General features: G+C 35.1%; 23 protein-coding genes and 1 pseudogene. 19 read left to right on the top strand and 5 right to left on the bottom strand.

Going from position 1 to position 24,888, the window contains the following annotated elements; translation table 11 throughout:
• Window position 1: 1 nt before the first annotated feature.
• From CP370_RS00230 to def, 4 genes and pseudogenes are all read right to left on the bottom strand, one after another.
• A pseudogene (locus CP370_RS00230) lies at window positions 2-812 on the bottom strand (diacylglycerol kinase family protein).
• Window positions 813-956: 144 nt separating this feature from the next.
• Window positions 957-2,636 (bottom strand): ribonuclease J1, encoded by a 1,680-nt coding sequence (rnjA, locus tag CP370_RS00225; RefSeq protein WP_012846346.1) that lies wholly within the window; start codon window positions 2,634-2,636, stop codon window positions 957-959.
• A gap of 5 nt (window positions 2,637-2,641) precedes the next feature.
• Entirely contained in the window at window positions 2,642-2,869 is a 228-nt protein-coding gene (locus CP370_RS00220; RefSeq protein ID WP_004894289.1) for a DNA-dependent RNA polymerase subunit epsilon, read from the bottom strand.
• 185 nt (window positions 2,870-3,054) lie between these two features.
• Window positions 3,055-3,609: a peptide deformylase gene (gene def / locus CP370_RS00215; protein WP_004894291.1), complete on the bottom strand. Its 555-nt coding sequence runs from the start codon at window positions 3,607-3,609 to the stop codon at window positions 3,055-3,057.
• A gap of 246 nt (window positions 3,610-3,855) precedes the next feature.
• Between def and typA the strand changes: the two genes are divergently transcribed.
• From typA to holA, 9 genes are all read left to right on the top strand, one after another.
• On the top strand, window positions 3,856-5,712 hold the full coding sequence (gene typA, locus CP370_RS00205; protein ID WP_012846345.1) for a translational GTPase TypA: 1,857 nt from the start codon (window positions 3,856-3,858) through the stop codon (window positions 5,710-5,712).
• 113 nt (window positions 5,713-5,825) lie between these two features.
• Window positions 5,826-7,010 carry an FtsW/RodA/SpoVE family cell cycle protein gene (locus CP370_RS00200; protein WP_012846344.1) on the top strand — a complete coding sequence of 395 codons (1,185 nt, stop codon included), beginning with the start codon at window positions 5,826-5,828 and terminating at the stop codon, window positions 7,008-7,010.
• Window positions 7,007-7,342, top strand: coding sequence for a YlbG family protein (locus CP370_RS00195; protein WP_087712869.1), 336 nt, complete (start codon window positions 7,007-7,009; stop codon window positions 7,340-7,342). The genes CP370_RS00200 and CP370_RS00195 overlap by 4 nt, the downstream gene beginning before the upstream one ends.
• Window positions 7,339-7,887 (top strand): 16S rRNA (guanine(966)-N(2))-methyltransferase RsmD, encoded by a 549-nt coding sequence (rsmD, locus tag CP370_RS00190; RefSeq protein ID WP_087712870.1) that lies wholly within the window; start codon window positions 7,339-7,341, stop codon window positions 7,885-7,887. The genes CP370_RS00195 and rsmD overlap by 4 nt, the downstream gene beginning before the upstream one ends.
• Before the next feature lies 1 nt (window position 7,888).
• Complete coding sequence (gene coaD, locus CP370_RS00185; protein WP_087285282.1) at window positions 7,889-8,389, top strand: pantetheine-phosphate adenylyltransferase; 501 nt, start codon at window positions 7,889-7,891, stop codon at window positions 8,387-8,389.
• The gene (locus CP370_RS00180) at window positions 8,376-9,386 is read left to right on the top strand and encodes a SepM family pheromone-processing serine protease (protein WP_087712871.1); all 1,011 of its coding nucleotides are present in this window, start codon (window positions 8,376-8,378) and stop codon (window positions 9,384-9,386) included. The genes coaD and CP370_RS00180 overlap by 14 nt, the downstream gene beginning before the upstream one ends.
• 57 nt (window positions 9,387-9,443) lie before the next feature.
• The gene (locus CP370_RS00175) at window positions 9,444-10,130 is read left to right on the top strand and encodes a helix-hairpin-helix domain-containing protein (RefSeq protein WP_087285280.1); all 687 of its coding nucleotides are present in this window, start codon (window positions 9,444-9,446) and stop codon (window positions 10,128-10,130) included.
• Window positions 10,087-12,369 (top strand): DNA internalization-related competence protein ComEC/Rec2, encoded by a 2,283-nt coding sequence (locus CP370_RS00170; protein WP_087712872.1) that lies wholly within the window; start codon window positions 10,087-10,089, stop codon window positions 12,367-12,369. Before CP370_RS00175 ends, CP370_RS00170 begins: the two co-directional genes overlap by 44 nt.
• Entirely contained in the window at window positions 12,366-13,355 is a 990-nt protein-coding gene (gene holA, locus CP370_RS00165; protein WP_087712873.1) for a DNA polymerase III subunit delta, read from the top strand. Before CP370_RS00170 ends, holA begins: the two co-directional genes overlap by 4 nt.
• 69 nt (window positions 13,356-13,424) lie before the next feature.
• On the opposite strand, the gene rpsT is transcribed toward holA, so the two are convergent.
• Entirely contained in the window at window positions 13,425-13,682 is a 258-nt protein-coding gene (gene rpsT / locus CP370_RS00160) for a 30S ribosomal protein S20 (RefSeq protein ID WP_004894312.1), read from the bottom strand.
• Window positions 13,683-13,876: 194 nt separating this feature from the next.
• On the opposite strand from rpsT, the gene rpsO reads away from it, so the two are divergent.
• The 10 genes from rpsO to CP370_RS00110 all read left to right on the top strand — a co-directional run bounded on the left by rpsO (window position 13,877) and on the right by CP370_RS00110 (window position 24,852).
• Window positions 13,877-14,146 carry a 30S ribosomal protein S15 gene (gene rpsO / locus CP370_RS00155; RefSeq protein WP_012846336.1) on the top strand — a complete coding sequence of 90 codons (270 nt, stop codon included), beginning with the start codon at window positions 13,877-13,879 and terminating at the stop codon, window positions 14,144-14,146.
• Between the two features lie 160 nt (window positions 14,147-14,306).
• Window positions 14,307-16,082 carry a ribonuclease J gene (locus CP370_RS00150; RefSeq protein ID WP_087712874.1) on the top strand — a complete coding sequence of 592 codons (1,776 nt, stop codon included), beginning with the start codon at window positions 14,307-14,309 and terminating at the stop codon, window positions 16,080-16,082.
• Window positions 16,082-16,939: a hypothetical protein gene (locus CP370_RS00145; RefSeq protein WP_087712875.1), complete on the top strand. Its 858-nt coding sequence runs from the start codon at window positions 16,082-16,084 to the stop codon at window positions 16,937-16,939. The genes CP370_RS00150 and CP370_RS00145 overlap by 1 nt, the downstream gene beginning before the upstream one ends.
• A 177-nt stretch (window positions 16,940-17,116) precedes the next feature.
• Complete coding sequence (tuf, locus tag CP370_RS00140; RefSeq protein WP_004894320.1) at window positions 17,117-18,307, top strand: elongation factor Tu; 1,191 nt, start codon at window positions 17,117-17,119, stop codon at window positions 18,305-18,307.
• Window positions 18,308-18,465: 158 nt separating this feature from the next.
• Window positions 18,466-19,815 carry a trigger factor gene (gene tig / locus CP370_RS00135; RefSeq protein ID WP_012846333.1) on the top strand — a complete coding sequence of 450 codons (1,350 nt, stop codon included), beginning with the start codon at window positions 18,466-18,468 and terminating at the stop codon, window positions 19,813-19,815.
• A 116-nt stretch (window positions 19,816-19,931) separates the two neighbouring features.
• Window positions 19,932-21,197: an ATP-dependent Clp protease ATP-binding subunit ClpX gene (clpX, locus tag CP370_RS00130; protein ID WP_087712876.1), complete on the top strand. Its 1,266-nt coding sequence runs from the start codon at window positions 19,932-19,934 to the stop codon at window positions 21,195-21,197.
• A complete protein-coding gene (gene yihA / locus CP370_RS00125) occupies window positions 21,197-21,781 on the top strand; it encodes a ribosome biogenesis GTP-binding protein YihA/YsxC (RefSeq protein ID WP_012846331.1) in 585 nt (194 codons plus the stop codon). Before clpX ends, yihA begins: the two co-directional genes overlap by 1 nt.
• 212 nt (window positions 21,782-21,993) lie before the next feature.
• Window positions 21,994-22,470, top strand: a complete 477-nt coding sequence (locus CP370_RS00120) for a low molecular weight protein-tyrosine-phosphatase (RefSeq protein WP_087712877.1) — start codon at window positions 21,994-21,996, stop codon at window positions 22,468-22,470.
• Window positions 22,470-22,985 (top strand): hypothetical protein, encoded by a 516-nt coding sequence (locus CP370_RS00115; protein ID WP_087712878.1) that lies wholly within the window; start codon window positions 22,470-22,472, stop codon window positions 22,983-22,985. Before CP370_RS00120 ends, CP370_RS00115 begins: the two co-directional genes overlap by 1 nt.
• Before the next feature lie 142 nt (window positions 22,986-23,127).
• Window positions 23,128-24,852 (top strand): IS1182 family transposase, encoded by a 1,725-nt coding sequence (locus CP370_RS00110; protein WP_087712879.1) that lies wholly within the window; start codon window positions 23,128-23,130, stop codon window positions 24,850-24,852.
• Window positions 24,853-24,888: the final 36 nt, after the last annotated feature.

Genomic DNA, 24,888 nt, shown 5'->3' with positions numbered 1-24,888 from the left:
CTTAAAATTTTAGATGAAACTTTCTTTTTGATAGTTCTTCTCCATCAAGTTGATCGTACTCAGGATCATCAGTTTTAACTTCAATTGCAGAGGATTCAAAATAATAAAATTGTTTACTTTTCATATGTGATCCATTGATGAGTAACTTGGAAAATAGATAAATAAATTTTGCCAAATTTGGCTTTTCTACAATTGCAATATCTAATTGGTAATTATGAATGCTAGCAATCGGTAAGATTGGTACGCCGCCACCGAAATAGGAATGGTTAGTAGTAGTAACTAAATAGGCGTGTTCATAGTAAGAGGTGTGACCATTAGTCGAAACTCTGACTTTAAAATTATCTTGTCCCTTGAGCGCTTGAACAATATTAATTCCGTAAGTTAAGTTACCTATATTAATTTTATTAAATTTAGTTTTTAGTTTTGAGTGGTTCGTTTTATTAACTACATAAGCATCAAAACCAATTCCTAAATTGTTAACAAAGTATCTCATCTCACCGTTAATTAGATCATGGTATTTTCCGCAATCTACTTTAGTAACGGTCGGATTATTCTTTAGATGTCTAATCAATTTTAGAGGATCTGTTTCAAGTTTAGCTGCTCTAGAAAAATCATTTCCAGTGCCTGCTGGGAAGTAGGCAAGGGGAGTGTTAGGCTGTTCGGAATTTTACACCATTTAATGCTTGGTTTAGAGAACCATCGCCACCAACTACAATAGCATATTCAGTTCCGGAACTAATTTCATTGGCTACCTTGGTTGCAAGTGGAACCAATTGTCCCGGATAATTGGAGATATGAATGTCATAGTCCATTTTTTAATTTTTAAGTACAGTTTCAATTTGCTTGAGAGCTTTGTCGCCTCTGTTGCTCCCAGATTTTAGGTTTACAAGTAAATGAATCTTTCCCATTATTTTGTGCCTATGTAATATAAAAATAAGCCCCATTTGGGGCTTATTTTATTTCTTTTCAATTAGCATTGGCAGAATCATTGGTCTTCTTTCAGTCTTTGAATATAGGAAATCTTGAAGATTCTCAATAATTGCCTTTCTAATTTCATTTTCTTTCGGTTGTGGATCTTTCGCCATTTCTGTCTTAAGAACATGGTAGACATGTTTCTGAGCTTGACTAATCAATTCTGTTGATTCACGCATGTAGACAAAACCACGACTCAAAATGTCTGGCCCTGCAAGAACGCGTTGGTGCTTGTAGTCAACAGTTGCTACTACTACTACAAGACCTTCTTCAGCTAAGATTTGACGGTCACGAACAACGATATTACCAACATCATCGCTACCAGAAGTATCAACAAAGACATCTGGTATATTAATGTGACCAGCAATTCTAGAAGAATCTCTTGTCAAAGCAAGGACATCCCCATTTTTAAGAACAAAAGTATGATCTTTAGGCATACCAGTAGATTGAGCAGTTTCAGTATGAACTACTTGCATTCTATATTCACCATGAACTGGAATGAAGTATTCAGGTTTAGTTAACTCAATCATCATTTTTTGTTCTTCTTGGCCAGCATGTCCAGAAGTGTGGACATTGTGAATCTTGCCGTGAACAACATTCGCACCAGCTTCAGTTAACTTATTAATTAGGTGGTTAACGCTAATAGTGTTACCTGGAATTGGATTGGAAGAAAAGATGACGGTGTCGCCTGGTTGTAATGAAATCTGACGGTGAGTTCCATCTGCAATTCTTGAAAGAGCAGCAAGAGGTTCACCTTGAGAACCAGTACATAAGATCATTGCCTTTTCTGGTGGAGTATGGTTAATTTCATTAGCATCAACTAAGGTTCCTTCAGGAATATCTAAGTAGCCAAGATCAATACCATTTTGAACCCCATTTTCCATTGAACGACCAAAGATAGCTACTTTTCTTCCGGTATCAACAGCGGCTTTGATCGCAGTTGATACACGGTAAAGATTGGAAGCAAAAGTGGCAAAAATAATTCTGCCTTTAATTCCAGTAATGATATCGTGTAATGAATGAGCAACAAATCTTTCTGACTTTGTAAATGTAGGAACCTCTGCATTAGTGGAGTCAGATAAAAGGGCTAAGACGCCCTCTTTTCCAAGCTTAGCCATCTCTTGGAAATCAGGAGCTGGTTGATTCATAACTGGAGTTAAGTCAAATTTAAAGTCTCCAGTAAATAGAACGGCTCCTTCAGGAGTATGAACTGCAATTCCTAGAGTATCTGGAATTGAGTGAGTGGTTCTGAAGAAACTTACTGATAATTTATCGAATTTTAAAACAGTATCTTCATGTTCTTCATGAAGTTCACTAGAGTTTAAAATTCCATGTTCATCAAGTTTTCCTCGAATTAAGGCTAAAGCAAATGGAGTAGCATAGACAGGAATTTCAGGAATTTTCTTTAAAAGGTAAGGAATTCCACCGATATGGTCTTCATGTCCGTGCGTAACAACTAATGCTTTAATTTTTTTTCTATTCTTAACTAAGTAGGAATAGTCTGAGATAACATAATTAATTCCCATCATATCGTCTTCAGGGAATTTGATACCGCAGTCCATGATGATAATTTCATCTTGGTACTCAACGCAGTACATATTACGGCCGATTTCGCCTAGACCCCCTATAGCGTAAACGCCGACTTCGTTATTCTTTAATTTCAAGGTCGTTAGTTATCCTTAGAATCAAAAGTTGTCAGTTTGAAATCTGGACTTTGCTTTTCGTAAGCAAGGGAATTTCCAGTTAATTCTTGGATGAGTTCAATGTTGTAGGGGGTATTATCCTCAACCATAGTTCTTGCTGCAACTACATTATCTGCTTCTAAAAAAAGAGTCTTAGTGGTTTCTCTTCTTGGATTAACGATCTGGTCTTTTTGGTATAAAACTTTGTAGATCATTTCTTATAATCTCCTTATATTTAAAACGTTCAAAAAAACTTCTGCATAAACTTGCAGAAATTCATAGCTATTAAAATTTTATCATAAACTTGCTTTTAAGTATACCAATTTACTTCATATATAGTATGGAAAAAGGCGATAGAACATCTTGCTCTAACGCCTAATAGAAAATTAAAAGTTTAATTTTAAGAAATTACGATTGTATCTTCTGCTAATTCAAAAGGATTTTGCTTATTGATGCGATCATAGAATAAATGACCATTTAAGTGATCAATTTCGTGGGAAGCAACGATTGCTGGATAGTCTTTTAAGCGAATAGTTTTTTCTTCACCATCTACTGTGTAGTAACGAATTTTTAATTTGTCAGGACGAGGAACATATCCTTCAATGTCTTTGTCTACACTTAAACAGCCTTCTCCTTCAGCAAGACAAGTTCTTCTAACTGATTCAGAAAGAATTTTAGGATTAACAAAAACTTCTTTAAAGATGATTTCACCTTTGTCGTTTGGAACTAAAAGAGCAGCCATTTGAACACTTTCACCAACTTGTGGAGCAGCCAAACCAACACCGGCTCTTAATTGATGCTTTTCAGCAATCTTAGGATCTTGTGAGTTGATTAAGTATTGCATCATGTCGTCAGCTAATTTTTTGTATTCATCGGATAATGGAAAAGTTAAAGGCTTAGCAACTTGTCTTAAAACTGGATTGCCATCGCGCGTAATATCATGCATTAAAATCAAAATTATATCTCCTTAATTAAATAATTTACTATAAACTATAATAACAATTGAAAGAAAAGACGGCAACGACCGAAGTTTTTGGTATAATATTTTTGTTAAAAATAAACAGTTCACAGCTTGTACTTCCGTTGACGACATTATATTTTTAGAGTAGAATTGTAAAACGAAACTATAGAGATATAAAGCTTCAATAACTGCATTATTATTTTTGCGTAAAAGGGCTGTGACTGGAGTCACAGTTTTTTTATGAAGTTCGGGGAGGAATTTCTTTTGCAAAGAAGAGACGATATTAGAAATATTGCCATTATCGCACACGTTGACCACGGTAAGACTACTTTGGTTAACCAATTGTTAAAACAATCAGATACATTGCCAGAGCACATGAATCTAGAAGATCGTGCTATGGACTCCAATGCTATTGAACGTGAACGTGGTATTACTATCTTATCTAAGAACACTGCTGTTAAGTACGGTGATACTACTATTAACATCTTGGATACACCAGGACACGCTGACTTCGGTGGTGAAGTAGAACGTATCATGCACATGGTTGACGGATGTTTATTACTTGTTGATGCTTACGAAGGTACTATGCCACAAACTCGTTTTGTGCTTAAGAAGGCTTTGGAAGCTGGCGTTAAGCCAATCGTAGTTATTAATAAGATTGACCGTCCAGGTGCTCGTCCAAAGGAAGTATTGGATGAAGTTCTTGAATTATTCATCGAATTAGGTGCTAGTGATGAACAACTTGATTTCCCAGTTGTTTACGCATCTGCTTTAAACGGTACTTCTTCATACGAATCAGACCCAGCTAAGCAAGAAGAAACAATGGATCCTATTTTTGATACTATTGTTAAGAACATTCCTGCTCCAGTTGATAATTCTGATGAACCATTACAATTCCAAATCACTATGCTTGATTGGGATGACTACGTAGGTCGTATCGGTGTAGGACGTATTTACCGCGGAAAAGTTAAAGTTGGTGACAACATTACTGTTATGAAACGTGATGGTTCAACTCAAAACTTCCGTGTTACTAAATTATTTGGTTACTTCGGTTTGAAGCGTAACGAAATTCAAGAAGCAAAAGCCGGCGATATCATTGCTATTTCTGGTATTAATGATATTTATGTTGGTGAAACTATTGCTTCTGCTGACAAGCCTGAAGCATTGCCACTTCTTAAGATTGATCCACCAACTCTTCAAATGGACTTTGTTGCAAACGACTCACCATTTGCTGGTCGTGAAGGTGATCAAGTTACTCCTAAGAAACTTGAAGACCGTTTAATTCGTCAAACTCGTACTGATGTTTCTTTGAAGGTTGAACCAACTGACCAATTAAATGCCTGGACTGTTTCTGGTCGTGGTGAATTACACTTGTCAATTTTAGTTGAAGAACTTCGTCGTGAAGGATTCGAATTACAACTTTCACGTCCTAAAGTTATTTACCGTGAAGTTGATGGACAAATGTGTGAACCATTTGAAGCAGTTCAAGTAGATACTCCAGATGCTTATGTGGGTTCTGTTATCGACTCTCTTTCACAAAGAAAAGGTGAAATGAAGAATATGGAATCTACTGGTAACGGTCAAACTAGACTTGAATTCTTAGTTCCATCACGTGGCTTGATCGGTTACAACAACGAATTCATGTCTCAAACTGCTGGTTACGGAATTATGAACCATACTTTTGATTCATACAAGCCTGTTGTTAAGAACTGGGAACCAGGTCGTCGTAACGGTGCCTTAGTTTCAATCAACCAAGGTCAATCAACTACTTATTCACTTCAATCAGTTGAACAACGTGGTGAATTATTCATCGGTGCTGGTGTTGAAGTTTACGAAGGTATGATTGTTGGTCAATCATCACGTGAACGTGATATTGCTGTTAACGTAACTAAGGGTAAGAACTTAACTAACACCCGTGCTGCCGGTAAGGACCACTCAGCTTCAATTAAGACTCCTAAGACTATGACTTTGGAAGAAGCTATTGAATTCTTGAACGATGATGAATACTGTGAAGTAACTCCAGAAAGTATTCGTTTACGTAAGAAGATTTTAAACACTAACGAAAGAAAAAAGGCAGATAAGAAACGTAACAAATAGTTTATTTCTTATTTAATTTTTAAAAGTAGCTCAATTTATTGAGCTACTTTTTTTGTTATGCAGAGGTAGTGATATAATAAGAAAGATTATTTAACTAAAGGGGCAGATATATTGTGCGACAAAAACTAAGATACTTAGACTATAGCATCTTGATCCCATATCTTATTTTGTCAACTATCGGGGTTATTATGGTCTATTCAGCAAGCTCGGACATTTTATTAGTAAATGGTTTTTCACCGAGTGTATACATGAAAAGACAGATTATATATTTCTTGGCAGCATTTATAGCCTTTGGAATTCCTTGTTTTGCTTTAAAATTAGGAGTATTCAAAAACAGAAAATTTGTTATGTCCTACTTAGGAATTTCATTTTTGATGTTAATGTTTTTAATCGTTCTAAAAATTGTTAGTCATGGAAAAGCTGCTGTTAATGGTGCTGTTGGTTGGATTGATTTAGGATTTATTAATATTCAGCCAGTGGAAGTAGCCAAATTATCTCTAGTTCTTTATTTGGCTTTTGTCTTGTCAAGACGAGATGGGAAGTTTATTCCGGGACAAATCTGGCATAATTTATTTGGGCCAACTGTAATTTCATTTTTGATGATTGTTTTGGTAATTTTAGAGCCTGACTTTGGTGGTTCAGCAATTCTATTTATGATTGTTTTTGTCATGTATAGTGTCTCAGGAATCCCCACAAGATTAGCCGTTTATTGGTTAGTAGGATTACTGCTAGGAATTGTTTTATTGATGGCAATTTTATTGTTTTGGACCCCAGGATTCATCAAAGATTCCTATCAATTTCAGCGGTTGCTCGCTTTTGCCCATCCCTTTAAGCTAGAAAAAACAGGTGGTGCACAGTTGGTAAACTCCTATTATGCAATTCATAATGGTGGTTTGTTTGGTGTTGGATTAGGTAATAGTATGCAAAAAAGAGGCTACTTACCTGAACCATATACTGATTTCATTTTATCTATTACCGCTGAAGAGTTAGGAGTAATTGGCGCCATTGTGATTATTACCTTATTATTCTTTTTAATGTGGCGCATTATGGAAGTAGGAATTCATGCCGATTCACAATTTAATGCTTTAGTTTGTTTCGGGGTTGTAACCATGATTTTTACAGAAACGCTCTTTAATGTAGGGGCAGTTTTAGGATTATTGCCAATTACTGGGGTAACCTTACCATTTATTTCTTATGGGGGATCATCAATGATTGTACTAACTGCCGCTTTAGGTTTAGTCTTAAATATTTCAGCTGCTGAAAAGAAAGCATTAGTAGAAAGTAGGAGTGTACTTTGAGTTTGGTTTTTAAGGATGAGTCAAATGAAAAAATGACTCCCCGTACGCAGATAATTGTTTGGCTGAATCAAATTAGCGATCAGTATAAGTTGCGTAGATTTGGTAATATTATTTATTTTTCACGTAAAAATAAGTATGTGATTTTATATGTCAGTTCACAATACGCAGCTAAGACAATTGCAGAGCTCAAAAGCAAAAGTTATGTGCAGTCTGTGGAAACATCAAAAACTGATGAGCTCGATTTCTCTGCTGAACACGAGGAAAAAATGATGCGGGAATTAAAAGAAGAAGCTGAAAAATTACGAGAAGAAAACGAGGATTTACGAGTTTGAGAATTATTGCAGGAAAATATGCTAAGCGTAATTTACATACATTGAAGAGTAATGCCACTCGACCAACTAGTGATAAGGTAAAAGGGTCTTTATTTAATTCTTTGGGGCAATTTTTTGATGGCGGCCAAGTACTCGATCTATATGCCGGCAGTGGTGCCTTAGGAATTGAAGCTGTTTCTCGGGGTTATGATGGGGCTGTTTTAGTAGATATTAGTGGTCAGGCATGCCAAGTTATCAAAAAAAATGTTGAACTCACCAAGGAAGAAGAAAGATTCAGAGTCTTAAAGCGTAGTGATAATCGCGCAATTAAAATTTTGCAGGATGAGGGTAAGAAATTTGATCTTGTTTTTCTTGACCCACCTTATGCTAAACAAAAAATTGTAAAGATTATGACGAAATTGCTTGAGAATAATCTATTAAATGAGAAAGCGCTTGTTGTAGCGGAAACAGATGAACATGATGAATTACCAGAGGTTTCTGGCTTTTCAATTATTAAGGATCATCAGTTAGGACGAACGAAGGTAAAGGTTTACGAAAGAGATTAAAATGACAAAGGCGATTTTTCCCGGAAGTTTTGACCCAATAACTAATGGACATGTTGAGGTGATTGAAGGTGCATCTCATATGTTTGAAAAATTGTATGTAGTAATTATGACTAATACTAGTAAAAAGTATCTTTTTAATGAAAAAGAACGTTTAGAATTGGCGAGAAAAGTTTTTGAAAACAACGAAAAAGTTGAAGTTATTGCTCGACCAGCCGAGTTAACCGTGGAAGTAGCACATGAACTTGGTGCAGGTGCAATTGTTCGTGGATTGCGAAATACAGCCGATTTTAACTACGAGCGTGATATAGCTGGAATCAACAAGACATTAGATCCAGATTTAAATACAGTTTTATTGTTTACTCGCCCAGAAGATAGTTTTATTTCTTCTAGTATGATTAAAGAAACTGTATTTTTTGGTGGGGATGTTTCAACCTTAGTTCCAAAACCAGTCGCAGCTGCATTGGAAGAAAAATTGAGGAATAGAAATAATGAAAAAAAATAGAAAATTAAAGTTTTGGCTGCTAGGAATAGCAGCATTTTTAATAGCAGTTGTATTTTGTCTGTGGCCAACGCAATATTATATTGAAGCTCCTGGTGAAGCTTTTCAGATTAGTAAATATGTAAAAAGTACTAGAAAGGCTAATCCTAATTTTTATTTGGTAACCGTAAGCGAACGACCGGCGGTAATGATTGATTATTTGACAAGTTTTTTGAGGCCAGCAGATAGTCGCTACTCAAAGGATGAATTAATGGGAACATCGACTAGTGCCGAATATAACCAAATGCAGCAGTATTACATGGAAACTAGTCAAAATAATGCTATTTACTATGCGGCTAAGAAGGCAAACGTTCCGCATCGTCAAGAGTTCTTAGGCGTTTACGTAATGAAAATAATGAGTAATTCAACTTTTAAGAATAAGTTGAAGGTAGGAGACGTATTAGTTAGCGTAAATGGTAAGAAATTCAATTCTAGTCAAGAATTAATTAAATATGTTTCTTCTTTAAAGAAGAGTAAGGTAAAGATTGAAGTTATTAGAGAAAAAAAACACCTAACTTTCTCTGGTGAAACGGTAAAACTTTCTGGAACTAACCGTTACGGAATCGGTATTCAACTTGTAGATCATACGCGAGTAGTAACAAAGCCTGCAGTAAAAATTGATGCGGAAGATATTGGTGGACCCTCAGCTGGATTAATGTTTACGCTCGAATGTTATCAATTATTTACCGGAAAAAATCTTAGTTCTAAAAAGATAGCAGGGACTGGGACGATTGATGATCAAGGAAAAGTAGGAATGATTGGCGGCGTTGATAAGAAAGTAATAGCAGCTAGTCGACAGGGAATGAAAGTCTTCTTTGCTCCAACTGATCAACCAGCGGGAGTTAAAAAGAGTGAAACGAACTATGCAGAAGCAGTAAAAACTGCTAAGAAAATTCATACTAAAATGAAGATTGTACCCGTAGCTCGATTTGAAGATGCACTAAATTATTTAGAAAAATAAGAAAAAAGCAGCAAAAAATTGCTGCTTTTTTTCGTAATAAATAATGAGGTGATAAAAATGGATTTTGAAAAAATAAAAGGCTTCATCTTAGAAAAGAAAGGACTAGTAATTGGAATTATTGCGACGATTTTAATTGGTGGATATTTTATTCAAAAAAATAATCAGCCAGCAATTAATAACAGCCAAGTTTTAAGTGAAAATAATAAGAACCAATCAACAGATTTTTCTAAAAATAAAAGTAATAACATTCCTTCTGCTACTGGCGTTAATAGCCCATCTAAACAAAATACTGTAACTGTAGATATTGCTGGAGCTGTTAAACATAGTGGAGTTTATACCTTGAAAAATGGGGCACGCTTAAATGATTTATTAAAAGTATGTGGCGGCTTAACCGATAAGGCAGAGACAAGAGCAATAAATCGAGCAGCTCTTTTAAAAGATCAAGATCAAATTTATGTCCCCCACATTGGTGAAAAAATAGAGAATGTGCCAGCAGTCGGAAATACAACAACTACTAACTCATCTGCTTCAGATTCTACTAGTTCAAATTCTGAGCAGGTCCATTTAAATTCTGCAACAGTTGAAGATTTACAGAAATTAAATGGAGTGGGTCAGAAGAAAGCAGAACAAATTATTGCGTATCGCGATCAAAATGGAGGTTTCAAACAAATTGAAGATTTAACTAAAGTGACAGGAATTGGTGAAAAGACTTTTGAAAAGCTTAAAGATCAATTGGCTCTCTAGTTTTTATGCTCCCGGATTCTATTTATTACTTAGTTTGGGATGTATTTCAGTTACTTTTCTAATTTTGCAAGCTACTTCTTTTGCTCAAAGAGTTGTAGCTGTAATTTTTTTGCTTTTTTTCTGCTTCTTGCTCATTTATAAATTTCCTCAGTATCGACAATTACTGGGTTTGTTTTTAGGAATAATATCTCTTATAACTTTACTTAATCAGCAAACAAGTGAAACGAAAATTGGAGAACCAATTCAAATATATAGTGATCAGGTGAAGGTGAGTGACCAATTTTTCTATGGGGAGGGAAGAATTGGAAAGAATAAAGTTTTAATTAGTGGAAGTATAAACAAGTCACTTGAAAAAGAATTAAATCGCTTTGAGGGATGTTATTTAGTAAACTACAAGGCAAAAGTAGAACAAATTATGCCAGCAACTAACCCAGGTGAATTTGACTACCAAAAGTATTATCGTAGTAAAAAAATAAGGGAAAGAGTGAAACTTGAAAGCTATGAGCTTTATCCTAAGAAAATTACTATTTTTGATTGGATTCATATTTTACGTAAGCGACTGATCGATTATTTTGAAAAAATGCCCCAGTTCACAAGATTTTTTGCCAATGAAATGGTTCTAGCACAAAATCCTAGTCCGGAAAATAAGGTTTTACTCAATAGTTATCGTGACTTAGGAATTATCCATTTGTTAAGTATCTCTGGTCTGCACGTAAGTTTATATGTTCTGGGAATTATGTGGCTTGGGACAATTATGAAAAGAACAGAAGAAGAGCTAACGATTTTCTGTGTTCTTTTTTTAATAATAGAAATCTTACTCTCTAATTTTCAGGCTGGTTTTGTGCGGGCAAGTTTAAGCTACTTTTGGAATGTATTCTTTAAAAGAAAAAAGATTATGATTAGTAGCGGAGATAAATTAGGAATAGTAGCGTTAACTCATCTCATATTTAACCCACTATTATTTTTAAATAGTGGGGCGATTTTAAGTTATTTGTTAGTCTTTGGATTAGAAATAAGCAAGGATTTTAAAAAAGTTAAACAAAATATAGTTCTCAATTTATTAATTACACCAATTCTATTACATAATTTTTATCGGATTAACTTTCTAACTATCATTTATAATTTCTTGATTGTTCCAATTTTTAATTTTATTCTTTTGCCTTTAACCTTTATTGTGATTTTTATATTTTGGTGTTTACCAGATATTGTCAAAATAAGTGAACCAATTTTTAAAGTCATTGCGGACTTAACTAATTTTATTGCTGATAAGCAGGTGGGATTAATAACTTTTGGGCAAGTAAATTGGTTTCAAACTATATTTTTATTAGTTGTGACTTTGTTTTTGATTATTATGCCTAAGAATACAGTAAAGAAATTGAAGTTAAGAGTAATTTTAATTGGAGCATATACTAGCTTTTTTTGTTTGATTCATTTTCCACTAAAAGGACAAGTTTCTTTTATTGACGTAGGACAGGGGGATAGCATTTTAATTACGACGCCCTTAAATAGAAAAACATATTTAATAGATACAGGTGGAAAGCTAAATTTTGGTAAAAGAAAAAGTGAGCCGCAGTTAAATCGGATCACTATTCCATTTTTATATGCGCAGGGAATTGATCATCTTGATGGAGTCTTTTTAAGTCATCAAGATGCAGATCATATTGGTGATTTAAAGGCGTTGCTAGATCAAATTCCAGTAAATCGGCTATATTTTGCTAAAGGTTTGACTGATAATCAGTCTTTTATGAAGAAAATAAGTAATCATTTAAATGATGTGCAACTGATGCCACTTCTTGTAGGCGATAAAGTTAGAGAAGGCGCGATCGACTTTGACGTGGTTTATCCTTTTAAACCGGGCTTAGGGAAGAATGAGGATTCTTTATCTATAACTTTTAAGTTAGCAAATAGACGCTGGCTTTTTACTGGGGACTTGGGCAGAGAAGGAGAAAAAGAGATACAAAATCACTATAATTTCCAAGTTGATTACTTTAAATTAGGACATCATGGTAGTAAAACTTCTAGCGATCCAGATTTTTTAAAGCAGTTAAATCCACGCCTAGTCTTTATTTCTTCAGGACGCAATAATCGTTTTGGACATCCCCATCAAGAAACTTTAAAAACATTGAAAGACTTAGGTATTCCATATTTAAATACGCAAGATAGTGGTACAATTACTTGGAATTACTCACCATTTCAAGGTGATAAGATTACGACTTTTTATAAAGGAAATACAAAATGACATTAATCTCTCTTTTTAAACAGACTAATCCTAAGAATTCTAATCTTTTGATTCAAGGACCAGATTCATTTTTTAATGATTATTTGGTTCGCAACTATCTCAATCAAAAATCTTTTTCTGAACTTGATCAAGTGATTGTAGACTGCCTTGAAGATGGACTTGATGAATTGATGGCAACTTTAACCGAGTCTTCTTTATTCAGTAACCAGAAAGTTGTTGTTATTAAGAATCCTTTCTTTTTAATGGCTAAAGTACCACAAAAGTTTAAAAAACAAGTTGAAAAATTAACTAAAATCGTTGAACATTTAGGTGATTTAGAGGATGTAGTTGTTTTTGTGGCTAATTATGAAAAAATTGATCGTAGAAAAAAGATTAGTAAACTTTTGCTTGAACATGTTAATGTGATTGAAACTACTTTTAAGCCTTATGAAGTAAGTGGAATAATTAAGGCTATAAGTAAAGAAGAAGGATATCAAATTACTAATATGGCGCTTCAAGTATTGATCCAAAGAAGTGACCAAGTTTTAGATGTCTCTTTAAGTAACTATGTAAAATTAAAAAATATTGTTGGTGAAGATAAAAGGATCACGGAAACACTAATTAATGAAAATATTGATCGTTCTCTTTCAGAAAATATTTTTGAAATATTAACAGCTGCTTTTGATAAAAAATACCAGGAGGCTACTCAACGTTTAGAGGATCATTTACGAGAAGGCGCAAGTGCAATTCAGCTACTAGCTATTTTTGAATCTCAACTTGAATTTTTGACTTGTGTTAAAGTTTTGCAGAATAGACGGTGGAGTAAAGATCAAATTACTAAAGAGTTAAAAGTGAATCCATATCGAGTAAAATTAGCCCTTGAAAATAAAGTCTCATTAAGTAAATTAACAGTGTTGCTAAAACAGGCGATTGAACTTGATTTTGGCTACAAAAACGGAACTTATCATGGGGATGAGTTCTTGAAGCTCTTTTTATTAAAAATTTAGACAACAAAAAAGCCCGGAGGAAAACTCCGAGCTTTTATTTTGCCTAATATCAGGTGTCAAGTAAATAATTTACTTGTTAGCAGCCTTTTTAGATAAGCGTGATTTATCACGGTTAGCTTTGTTCTTAGAAATAAGACCTTTAGAAACAGCCTTATCTAAAGCACGTGCAGCTTTAACTTCTAAATCGAGGACATCTTTTGCGTCATTTTCAACAGCTTCGTTGAATTTTCTTACGGCAGTTCTCAATTTACTTAATTCAGCAGCGTTGCGCTTGTTAGCAGTAGCATTAGTCTTAACACGTTTAATTGCTGATTTAATTTGTGGCATCAAAATCACCTCGATAAAATAGATTTACTCGTTAATTATACTTAATACAAGCCGTTGGTGCAAGGTAATTTGGACTTGCTTTTTTAAAAACTTCCATGTATTATTAATATCTGTTGGAACCATTGACGCTGTTTTCCCGCCGCCGACGGTTAACGTTGTTAATGGCAATTATTTAAAAGAGAGGTATTTTTCTAATGGCTATTTCAAAAGAAAAGAAAGATGAATTAATCAAAGAATACGCACGTCACGATGGCGATACTGGTTCTCCAGAAGTTCAAGTTGCACTTTTAACTAGTGATATCAACAACTTGAACGACCACTTAAAGGCTAACAAGCAAGACCACCACTCATACGTTGGTTTGCTTAAGAAGATTGGTCACCGTCGTAACTTACTTCGTTACTTGAAGAACAAAGATATTCAACGTTACCGTGAATTAATCAACAAGTTAGGTTTACGTCGTTAATTCTAATAATTCCTAAACCTCAGCTACTCTTTATCTTAAAGAGTAGCTTTTTTGTTCCTTTCAAATTCATACTACTATATGGTAAAATTAATTAGATTAACTTCGTTTTGATCATTAAGATCCATAAATAATTTAAGTAAATATAGAAAGAAGCAAAAAAATGTCACAAAAGATTAAGATAATGATCTTGGGTGGCGCACGTGAAAATGGTAAAAACATGTACGCTGTTCAAGTAGAAGACGAAATTTTTATTATGGATGCGGGTTTGAAGTATCCTGATTCATCTTTATTAGGAATTGACGTTGTTATTCCTGACCTACAATTTTTCCAAGATTATGCCGATAAAATTGCCGGTATCTTTTTAACTCATGGTCATGCTGACTCAATCGGTGCTCTTCCATATATTTTAAGAGATCACGATATTCCTGTTTTTGGTTCAAAATTAACTATTGAATTGGCTAAGATCGCTGTTCAACGTGAAAATAGACGTCGTAAAAATGACTTGTTCCATGTTATTGACGCTGACACAGAAATTGAATTTAAAAATGCAAATGTCTCTTTCTTCAAGACTACGCACTCAATCCCAGATTCTTTAGGAATTGATATTTCCACTAAAGAAGGAGAAATTGTCTACACTGGTGACTTTAAGTTTGATCCATCAGCTAAAAAGGGTTATCGAACTGATTTTGTTCGTTTATCTGAAATTGCCCAAAAGGGCGTCCTCGCACTTCTTAGTGACTCCACTAATGCTGAAGCAAACTTCCCAAATGATCGTCAGACTAGTATTGAAAAATACATTTACAATATTTTTGAGAATTATGATGGTCGAATCATTGCTGCAGCAAAAGCATCAAATATAGTCCGTGTTCAAGAGATTTTCCAAGCAGCGGCTGCCACTGGAAGACATGTTTTCTTGACAGGTAGAGATGCTGGTAAGATTGTCTATACAGCAATGAAATTAGGTTACTTAAACGTACCTAAAGGATTACTTGTTCACAGTAAGGACTTAAAGAAGATTCCTGACAATGAATTAGTAATCTTAGAAACTGGTCGGATGGGTGAACCACTTAAATCCCTTCAAAAGATGTCAACTAATCGTCACCGTATGATTAAGATTAAAAAGGGTGATTTAGTTTTCATCGCTACCACTCCTTCACACTCAGTTGAAACTATGGTTGCCCAAACTAGTGATATGATTTATCGTGCTGGCGGAACAGTTAAAGAACTCGGTAGAGATAAGCATACAAGTGGACATGCCACTGGCCGTGACTTACAAATGTTAATTGATACACTTAAGCCTAAGTTCTTAATTCCAGTTATTGGTGAATACCGTCTTCTTGAGATCCATAAAGATTTAGCCATTGAAGCAGGTATGAATAAGAAGGATATTTTCCTACCACATAACGGGGATGCATATGCTTTAGAAAAGGGACGTTTCTATCGTACAGATGCTGTTCCTGGTGAAGATATCATGATTGACGGTTCTGGTGTCGGTGATGTTGGAAACATCGTTTTAAGAGACCGGGAAGTTCTATCTGATGACGGTGTCTTCATTGCTGCAGTTACTATTGACAGAAAGAAAAAGAAGATCATCTCAGAACCACGTGTTTCAACTAGAGGATTTGTATACATTAAGGCTAACCATGCCTTGATGAATGGCGCTGCTGATGTAATTAAAGAAGCAATAAACAATAACTTTGAACATAAGAAATTTGATTGGACTGAATTAAAGCAAGATGTTCGTAATAATGTTGAAAAATATCTTTACAAGCAAACAGGACGTCGTCCAGTTGTTTTACCAGTTGTAATGGAAGTTAATCAAAATAGACACCGTGCAATGGCTAGACGAAACAATCAAGAAAATAATTCTGAGAAACGGCCAGTTAGAAAAAATAATTATAAAAAAGATTCAGAACAAAAGAAGGCAAAAGCTTAATGTCACATGCAAGTCAAGATAACTTTCTTCTTTTAGCAAAAGAGGCTAAAAAGCACAATGATTTACCACAAGCTAAGCAATATTTACTTGAAGCTTTACGGTTAGGTCATGATTCAGATATTGTTTGTGAGTTATGTGAAATATATTTAAGCCAAGAGAAGGGAGATCAGGCATATTCCTTGATTAAGGAAGAGCCTGACCTTTTTTCTAATCAAAGAGTATATGATACTTATCTTAAAATTTTAGCTTTTCAGCATTATGCAATTGAAGCGGCTGAACTTGAGTACTTACTGCAAAAAAAACTACCAGTAAAAATTGAACCGGTTAGTCAAATTAAGCAGTTAGAAATAATGAAAAATTTTAAACAGCTTAAATATATTCAAGAAAAAGATTATTTACTTTTATATTGCTTAAGTACAGAAAACTTTACTAATTTGGCAAAAAGTATTTTAATGGATCCATCTCCTAATTTTGCTTTGCGTTTATCCTTATGTGAAGATTTAATAAAACTTGGATACAGCGAAAAAGTTCAAGTTTACATTTTAGGAGAATTAAAAGAATTTATTCCTAAAGAAACGGACTTACTTGAAAAAAGTCCAATTTATCGTGAAGTTTGTGTTAGCTTAGCGGATTACTTTAGACAGGATCCAAGCAAACTGCCAATAATGATTGGTGAAATGAATGTTTGTTTAGGGATGCTATATCCGTGTTTAAATGATTATATTAGAGATCCGGATCAATTTGCTCATGATTTTAGAAATTATCTTGAGCAAAAGAAGGGCGGAGCTAATCAGAAACTTTTAAATAAAATATATGAATATTTGGCATATGAAAAAGCAACAAATTCTGATTTTTAGTGCCGATATTGAGTAAAAAAGGTTTACATTTTCTGTGGATCTAGTATAATCAATAAAGGATATTTTCAAAGGGGTACGAGCTAGGCTTTTACCTTTGAAAGTAGTATAATAATCAACAGAGAATTATCCGTTACTTACTCAACGGACTTCTTGCAAATTTACAGGAGGGTCATATTAATGGCAGAAAAAGAACATTACGAAAGAACTAAGCCGCACGTTAACATTGGTACTATCGGCCACGTTGACCATGGTAAGACCACTTTAACTGCAGCTATTACTACTGTTTTGGCAGAAGACGGTTTGGCACAAGCTGAAGATTACTCACAAATCGATGCTGCTCCAGAAGAAAAGGAACGTGGTATTACTATTAATACCGCTCACGTAGAATACGAAACTAAGAATCGTCACTACGCTCACATGGATGCTCCAGGTCACGCTGACTACATCAAGAACATGATTACTGGTGCTGCACAAATGGATGGTGCTATCTTGGTTGTTGCTGCAACTGATGGTCCTATGCCACAAACTCGTGAACACATCTTACTTGCTCGTCAAGTTGGTGTTCAATACATCGTTGTATTCTTAAACAAGGTTGACTTAGTTGACGATCCAGAATTGATCGACTTAGTTGAAATGGAAGTACGTGACTTGTTATCAGAATACGATTACCCTGGTGACGATGTTCCTGTTATCCGTGGTTCAGCTTTGAAGGCACTTGAAGGTGACCCAGAACAACAAGACGTTATCAGAAAATTAATGGAAACTGTTGACGAATACATCCCAACTCCAGAACGTGATACTGACAAGCCATTCTTAATGCCAGTTGAAGACGTATTTACTATCACTGGTCGTGGTACTGTTGCTTCTGGTCGTATCGACCGTGGTACTGTTAAGGTCGGCGATGAAGTTGAAATCGTTGGTTTAACTGACAAGATTGAAAAGTCAACTGTTACTGGTTTGGAAATGTTCCACAAGACTCTTGACCTTGGTGAAGCCGGCGATAACGTTGGTGTATTGCTTCGTGGTATCGACCGTGATCAAGTTGAACGTGGTCAAGTTTTAGCTGCACCTGGTTCAATTCAAACCCACAAGAACTTCAAGGGTCAAGTTTATATCTTGAACAAAGATGAAGGTGGTCGTCACACTCCATTCTTCTCAGATTACCGTCCACAATTCTACTTCCACACTACTGACGTAACTGGTAAGATTGAATTGCCAGAAGGTACTGAAATGGTTATGCCTGGTGATAACGTTGAATTCACTGTTGAATTGATCAAGCCAGTTGCCATTGAAAAGGGTACTAAGTTTACTATCCGTGAAGGTGGTAAGACTGTTGGTGCTGGTCAAGTTACTGAAATCCTTGACTAATTCCAAACTTTCTTAAAAAAGATGTATCTTAGGATACATCTTTTTTTTATACAAAAATTAACAAATTTCTCTCTGGATTTGTGTTTTAGCAAGGTTTAGGGTAAGATAGTTAAGTGTGCAATAGCAAACCCAAATTTGACATCGGAGGTATTTAATTAATGTCTGTAAAATGGGAAAAGACCGGTAAAACATCCGGTGAATTAACTTTTGAAATCTCACAAGAAGAAGTAAAAAAGGGCTTAGATCAAGCTTTCAAACGTGTTAAGAAGAACTTACGTGTACCTGGTTTCCGTAAAGGTCACGTTTCTCGTATTGTTTTTGATCAATTTTACGGTGAAGAAGCTCTTTACGAAGATGCTTTAAACATCGTTTTACCAGAAGCTTACACTGCTGCTGTTAAAGAAGCTGGTATTGACCCAGTTGGCCAACCACAAATTACTCCAGTTTCAATGGATAAGAACAAGCCTTGGGTAATGAAGGCTACTGTTTCTGTTAAGCCAGAAGTTAAGTTAGGTGACTACAAGGGTATTGAAGTTCCTAAGCAAAACACTCGCGTTTTAGTTAAGGACGTAGATGCAGAATTAAACAAGCGCCGTGAACAAAATGCTGAATTAGTATTGAAAGACGGTAAGGCTGCTCAAGGCGATACTGTTACTATCGACTACACTGGTACTATTGATGGTAAGCCATTTGATGGCGGTAGTGCACAAAACTACTCATTAGAATTAGGTTCTGGTACTTTCATTCCTGGTTTTGAAGATCAACTTATTGGTCACAAAGCTGGCGATGATGTAGATGTTGTTGTAACCTTCCCAGAAGATTACGGTGCAAAAGACTTAGCTGGTAAAGAAGCACACTTTGCTACTAAGATTCATGAAGTGAAATCTAAAGAATTACCTAAGTTAGATGACGAGTTTGCTAAAGATGTTGATGATTCAGTAGAATCACTTGATGAATTAAAAGATAAGATCAAGAAAGACTTGAAGAAGCACAAGGAAGATGACGCAAAAGACGCTATCCAAGATGCTGCAATCAAGGGTGCAGTTGAAAATGCAACCATTGATGAAGTTCCTCAAGCAATGATCGACGAAGATGTTCAAAATCAATTGAACCAATACTTAGGCAACATGCAACGTCAAGGTATTGACCCACAAACTTACTTCAAGTTAACTGGTACTACTGAAGCTCAATTGCGTGAACAATTAGCTAAGGGTGCTGCAGAACGTGTTAAGACTAACCTTGTTTTGGAAGCAATCGTTGCTAAAGAAAAACTTGACGCAACTGCTGATGAAATTAAGCAAGAAATCAAAGACTTAGCACACGACTACAACATGGACGAAAAAGTTGTTCGTCGTAGCTTGAGTGATGATATGCTTAAGCATGATATTGCTATTAGAAAAGCTATTGATTTAGTAGCTGACAAGGCAAAGCAAGTTGCTAAGAAAGCTACTAAGAAATCAACTGCTAAGAAGTCAACCAAAGAAGACGACAAAAAGGCTGATAAATAATAGTTGATAACTAGTTTAAGAAAAGGGCGGCTATGACAGTCGCTTTTTTCTTTACTCTGTTAAAGTGAACTGCTAAGCTTATTTTGACATAAAGTAAGTGAAAAGGAGGATGGCTGATGGCTAACGAAATTACTGAGCAAGAAGAAGTAAAATGTTCTTTTTGCGGTAAACCACAGTCACAAGTTAAAAAAATTGTGGCTGGAAATGGAGTCTACATTTGTAATGAATGTATCGATCTTTCTAAGAAAATTATTGATGATGAATTAAAAGCAGATTCCATTAAAGAAACTAAAGATTTACCTAAGCCAATGGAAATTAAAAAGCAATTGGATGAGTACGTAATTGGTCAAGATCGAGCCAAGAAGGTGCTTTCCGTTGCTGTTTACAACCACTACAAACGTATCAGTCAAATGGATATTGATAGCACTGGAACTGAGTTGCAAAAATCAAATATTGCTTTGATTGGACCAACTGGTTCGGGTAAAACTTATTTAGCTCAAACTTTGGCTAAAATTTTGAATGTTCCATTTGCTATTGCGGACGCTACTACTTTGACTGAAGCCGGCTATGTTGGTGAAGATGTAGAAAATATTTTGCTCAAATTGTTGCAAAATGCCGACTATGATATAGAGCGTGCCCAACGCGGAATCATCTACATTGACGAAATTGATAAGATTTCTAAAAAGGCAGAAAATGTTTCAATTACTCGTGATGTTTCCGGTGAAGGGGTACAACAGTCATTACTTAAGATCTTAGAAGGAACTATTGCTTCTGTTCCTCCTCAAGGCGGACGTAAACACCCGCAACAACAAATGATTAAGATTGATACTACTAATATCTTATTCATTGTCGGTGGTGCTTTTGATGGTATTGAAAATATCGTTAAAAACCGTCTTGGTAAGAAAACAATTGGTTTTGGCGCAGAAAATGGCCTTAACCAAGTAGATGTAGATGACTGGCAAAAGAATCTTACAACTGGAGATTTGGTTAAATTCGGTTTAATTCCTGAATTTATTGGACGTATTCCAATTATTGCTACTCTTGATAAGTTGAGTACTGAGGACTTAATTAGAATTTTAACTGAACCAAAGAATGCTTTAGTAAAACAATACAAGAAATTATTGTCACTTGACGATGTGGACCTTGAATTTACGGATGGAGCCCTACAAGCTATTGCAGATATGGCTATTAGTCGTCATATGGGTGCACGTGGTTTACGTTCTATTGTTGAAAATTCATTAATGGATGTAATGTACCGTACACCAAGTGATGATAACATCCAAGAAGTCCAAATTACTAAGGATGTTATTACTAAGCATGCAGAGCCTAAGATTACCTATAAAGAGGATAAGGCTGAAAAGACGAGTGAGGCGACTAAATAATGAAAGTCGTAGATGCTGAATTTGTCATTAGTGCTGTTTCTGAAAAACAGTATCCGAAAGATGATTTACCAGAATTTGCCTTGGCTGGCCGTTCTAATGTTGGTAAATCTAGTTTGATTAATACGATTGTTAATCGCCGTAAACTAGCCCGTACATCCCAACAACCAGGTAAGACTCAAACTCTTAATTTTTATAAGGTTAATAATGAGTTGTATTTGGTTGACGTACCAGGTTATGGCTATGCAAAAGTTTCTAAAAAGCAAAGAGCTGCTTTTGGTGAAATGATTCAAGATTATCTTGAAACGCGTGCCGATTTAAAGGGATTAATTCTTTTAGTTGATGCACGTCACAATCCAACTGCTGATGATATCAATATGTTTAATTATGCTCTCTATCTCGATATTCCAATCTTGGTTGTAGCAACGAAGATGGATAAGTTGAAAAAGATGGAAGCAAGTCAGATTAAGCAAAAAATCAGCAAGAGTTTGGATCTATCACAAGAAAATGTATCTTTCTTACCATTCTCTAGTGTTTCTAAATTAAATGTAGATAAATTCTGGGATTGGGTCGAAGATAAGATGTAATTTAAAAAAATTGCATAATTTGCTGATTAAATTCATCTATCTTTGATATAATTAGATACGTTGAAAGTATTGAACTAATAATGTTTCGACAACCTTTGAAAAAGAAGAATACCGGTTGGAGCTGACAAGCTCTAGTCGGTATTTTTTCTTGCCTAAATAAATGTATTAGCTTTAGAATTAAAATATACACTTTAAAGAAATAAGGGAAAGAAATGACTAAAAAAATCTTATTTGTTTGTCATGGGAATATTTGTCGTTCGCCAATGGCCGAATTTATTACTAAGAAGATTGTTAAAGATCTGGGTAAAGAAAATGAATATGAAATTGCTTCAGCCGCTACAACCGAAGATGCAATTATTAGTGGGATTGGCCATGATATCGATGTACGTTCTCAACGAGTAATGAATGAGCATGGAATTCCTTTTAACCATCGGCAGGCTAGAAAAATGGTTAAGAGCGACTATGAGAAATATGACTACATTATCGGGATGGATGAAGAAAACTTCTTTGATATGAATCATATTTCAGCTGGAGATCCTAAAAGAAAAGAATATAAGCTTTTATCTTTTACTGGCTCGATGATGGATGTTGATGACCCTTGGTATACTGGTGACTTTGAAGCAGCGTATCAAGAGATTTATCGCGGCTGTGAAGCTCTTATTAAGAAAATCGAGATGTCTGATAACTAATGCAAGTTTTACCAATTTTCCTGGTTATTTTAGCAATAGTAATATCAGAATATATTTTTACTTCTAAACATCGTTTTTATTTTTTAAAAGCAATTATTTTATTTTTAGTATTACTACTGCTTAGTACAGTTAACTTCTCAATTTTCTTTGGAATTGCGGCACTATTTATTGATCGGGTTCATGATATGAAATTAGGAAATCTCTTCTTGCTTTTAGCAGCGTTAGTAATTCTATCAGGCTTACTATTATATGAGGGATTAAAGAGATTCAATAAACATTATCATATTTCCGAAATAACGTTAACGCTGATTGAATACTGTATTCAATGGTCATTAATTTATGTTACAGTTTATCAATCAATCTTCAATAACATTGTTAAGATCCATACAATTACTAAAATGATCAAAACAGTTCGTATCCTCAATCCGGATTTACTGGTAGTAATTATTTTGCCATCATTTATTTCAATTTGGATTGCGGTTGTTTTATTGAAGAAATATCAACATGATTTGTAAAGTGTCTGGGAAAAAACTAATTTCCAGGCCATGAAAAAAGCGATGAACTTCATAAGAAGTCATCGCTCTTTTTGTATACTTTAAACCCATTCCTTGATATTATTTAATCACCACAAAAAAACAATAGAAAGTGGGCTTAAACATGTATCAAAATTATATCACAGGACAAACTACTTTATCATTAAATTTAGATTTTTCTATCCCTGCAAATCACATTGCCAGTGTTATCAGTGAATTCGTTGATTCTATTCCTAACGAAGTTATCTTAGAAACTACTTCTAATACAGGCAGACCTGCATATCACCCGGCAATGATGCTTAAGATTTTACTCTTTGCTTATTCTAGAAGAGTTTTTTCAGGCAGACAAATTGAAAGAATGCTAGAAGAGAATCTGCCCATGATGATTTTGGCTGACAATAGAAAGATTTCTTATCACACGATCAATAATTTCAGATCAAGCGACCATGCCAATAAGGTAATTAAGCAGTGCTTTGTCTACTTTACTTCATTATTAGAAGATGAGGGATTAATCCGTGAAAATGCAGTTTTTATCGATGGTACTAAGATTGAAGCGGACGCCAACAGGTACACTTTTGTCTGGCGAAAAGCTATTGAGAAGTATCATGCCAAGTTAAAGGAAGACGTGTCTGCTTTATATGAAGAACTGATCAATAAAGAAGTAGTCAAAGCCATGGCCGAAGAAAAAGCCCAAACTAGTCAAGGCTTAGAGATTCTGGCTCAAGAAACGGAAAAAGAAGTTGAGAAGCTGACCGAGAAAATTGATCGAGAACCTAAAGCCATTCCAGGCGGATCAAAAAATAAGGCCAAGCGCCGTGAATTAAAGAAGATCGCACATAAACTCAGAAAAGATTTTATTCCGCGTGCTAAAAAGTACGAAGAAGCTGAAGAGATCTTTGCTGGCCGTAACAGCTACTCTAAAACAGATCATGATGCCACCTTCATGCATATGAAAGAAGATCATATGAAAAACGGGCAGCTAAAGCCAGGCTACAATATTCAGGCAGCGACTACTAATCAATATATAGTTGATTTTGCCCTGTTTCCTAATCCGACTGACTTTAGAACATTCGAACCATTTCTAGACCAAATGAAGTCCAGAGGAATTCTCGATAAGTTTCAAAATATTGTGGCCGATGCGGGCTATGGCAGTGAGTACAATTACTCGATTCTGGAAGAGAATTATTCAGATAAGAACTATCAGATTCCGTATACACAATACGAAAAAGAACAAACGCGAAAATATAAGAAAGATCCATCAAAGGTCGACAACTGGTACTATAACGAAGAAGAAGACTATTACGTAGATAAATCAGGCGTCCGCTTTAACTTCAAATATTATAGTCAAAGAAAAGATCAATCTACTGGCATGGTCAGAAACTTCAAAATTTATGAAGCTGATGAGTTCCAGCTGACTGAAGAACTGACCCAATTGGCTAAGACCAAAACAGGTCGACAAAGACAGATTCGCTACAATCCTAACTGGCAGTATTTAAAAGAAAAAGCAAAAGAGACTCTTCAAAGCGAAGAAGGCAAACGCATCTATGGCTGTCGCAAGTCAGATGTGGAGCCAATTTTTGGGCACATGAAGAGTGTATTTGGTATGCGCAGAACGCATTTAAGAGGCAAAAAGAAAGTCGAAACGGATGTCGGTATCATGTTCATGACGATGAATCTGAAAAAATATGGAGCCAACAAGAAGGTAAAACCTTCGAATTTTCATTTCAAAAACAAAAAACACAGGAATTCACTAAAAATAATGAATTTCTGTGTTTTTATATCCGGGCTAAAAATCGAGTTTCTTCCCAGACACTTTTATTATGTTAAGACTAAGTCTTTGTCATTATGACTTCAAGCTCATACAATAAAAAGTGAAAGCGGATTA

It is taken from the genome of Lactobacillus sp. UMNPBX19, from assembly GCF_002553805.1.
Classification (GTDB): Bacteria; Bacillota; Bacilli; order Lactobacillales; family Lactobacillaceae; genus Lactobacillus.
The sequence above is the reverse complement of the archived record's forward strand: the minus strand, read 5'-3'. Positions and strand labels throughout refer to the sequence as shown.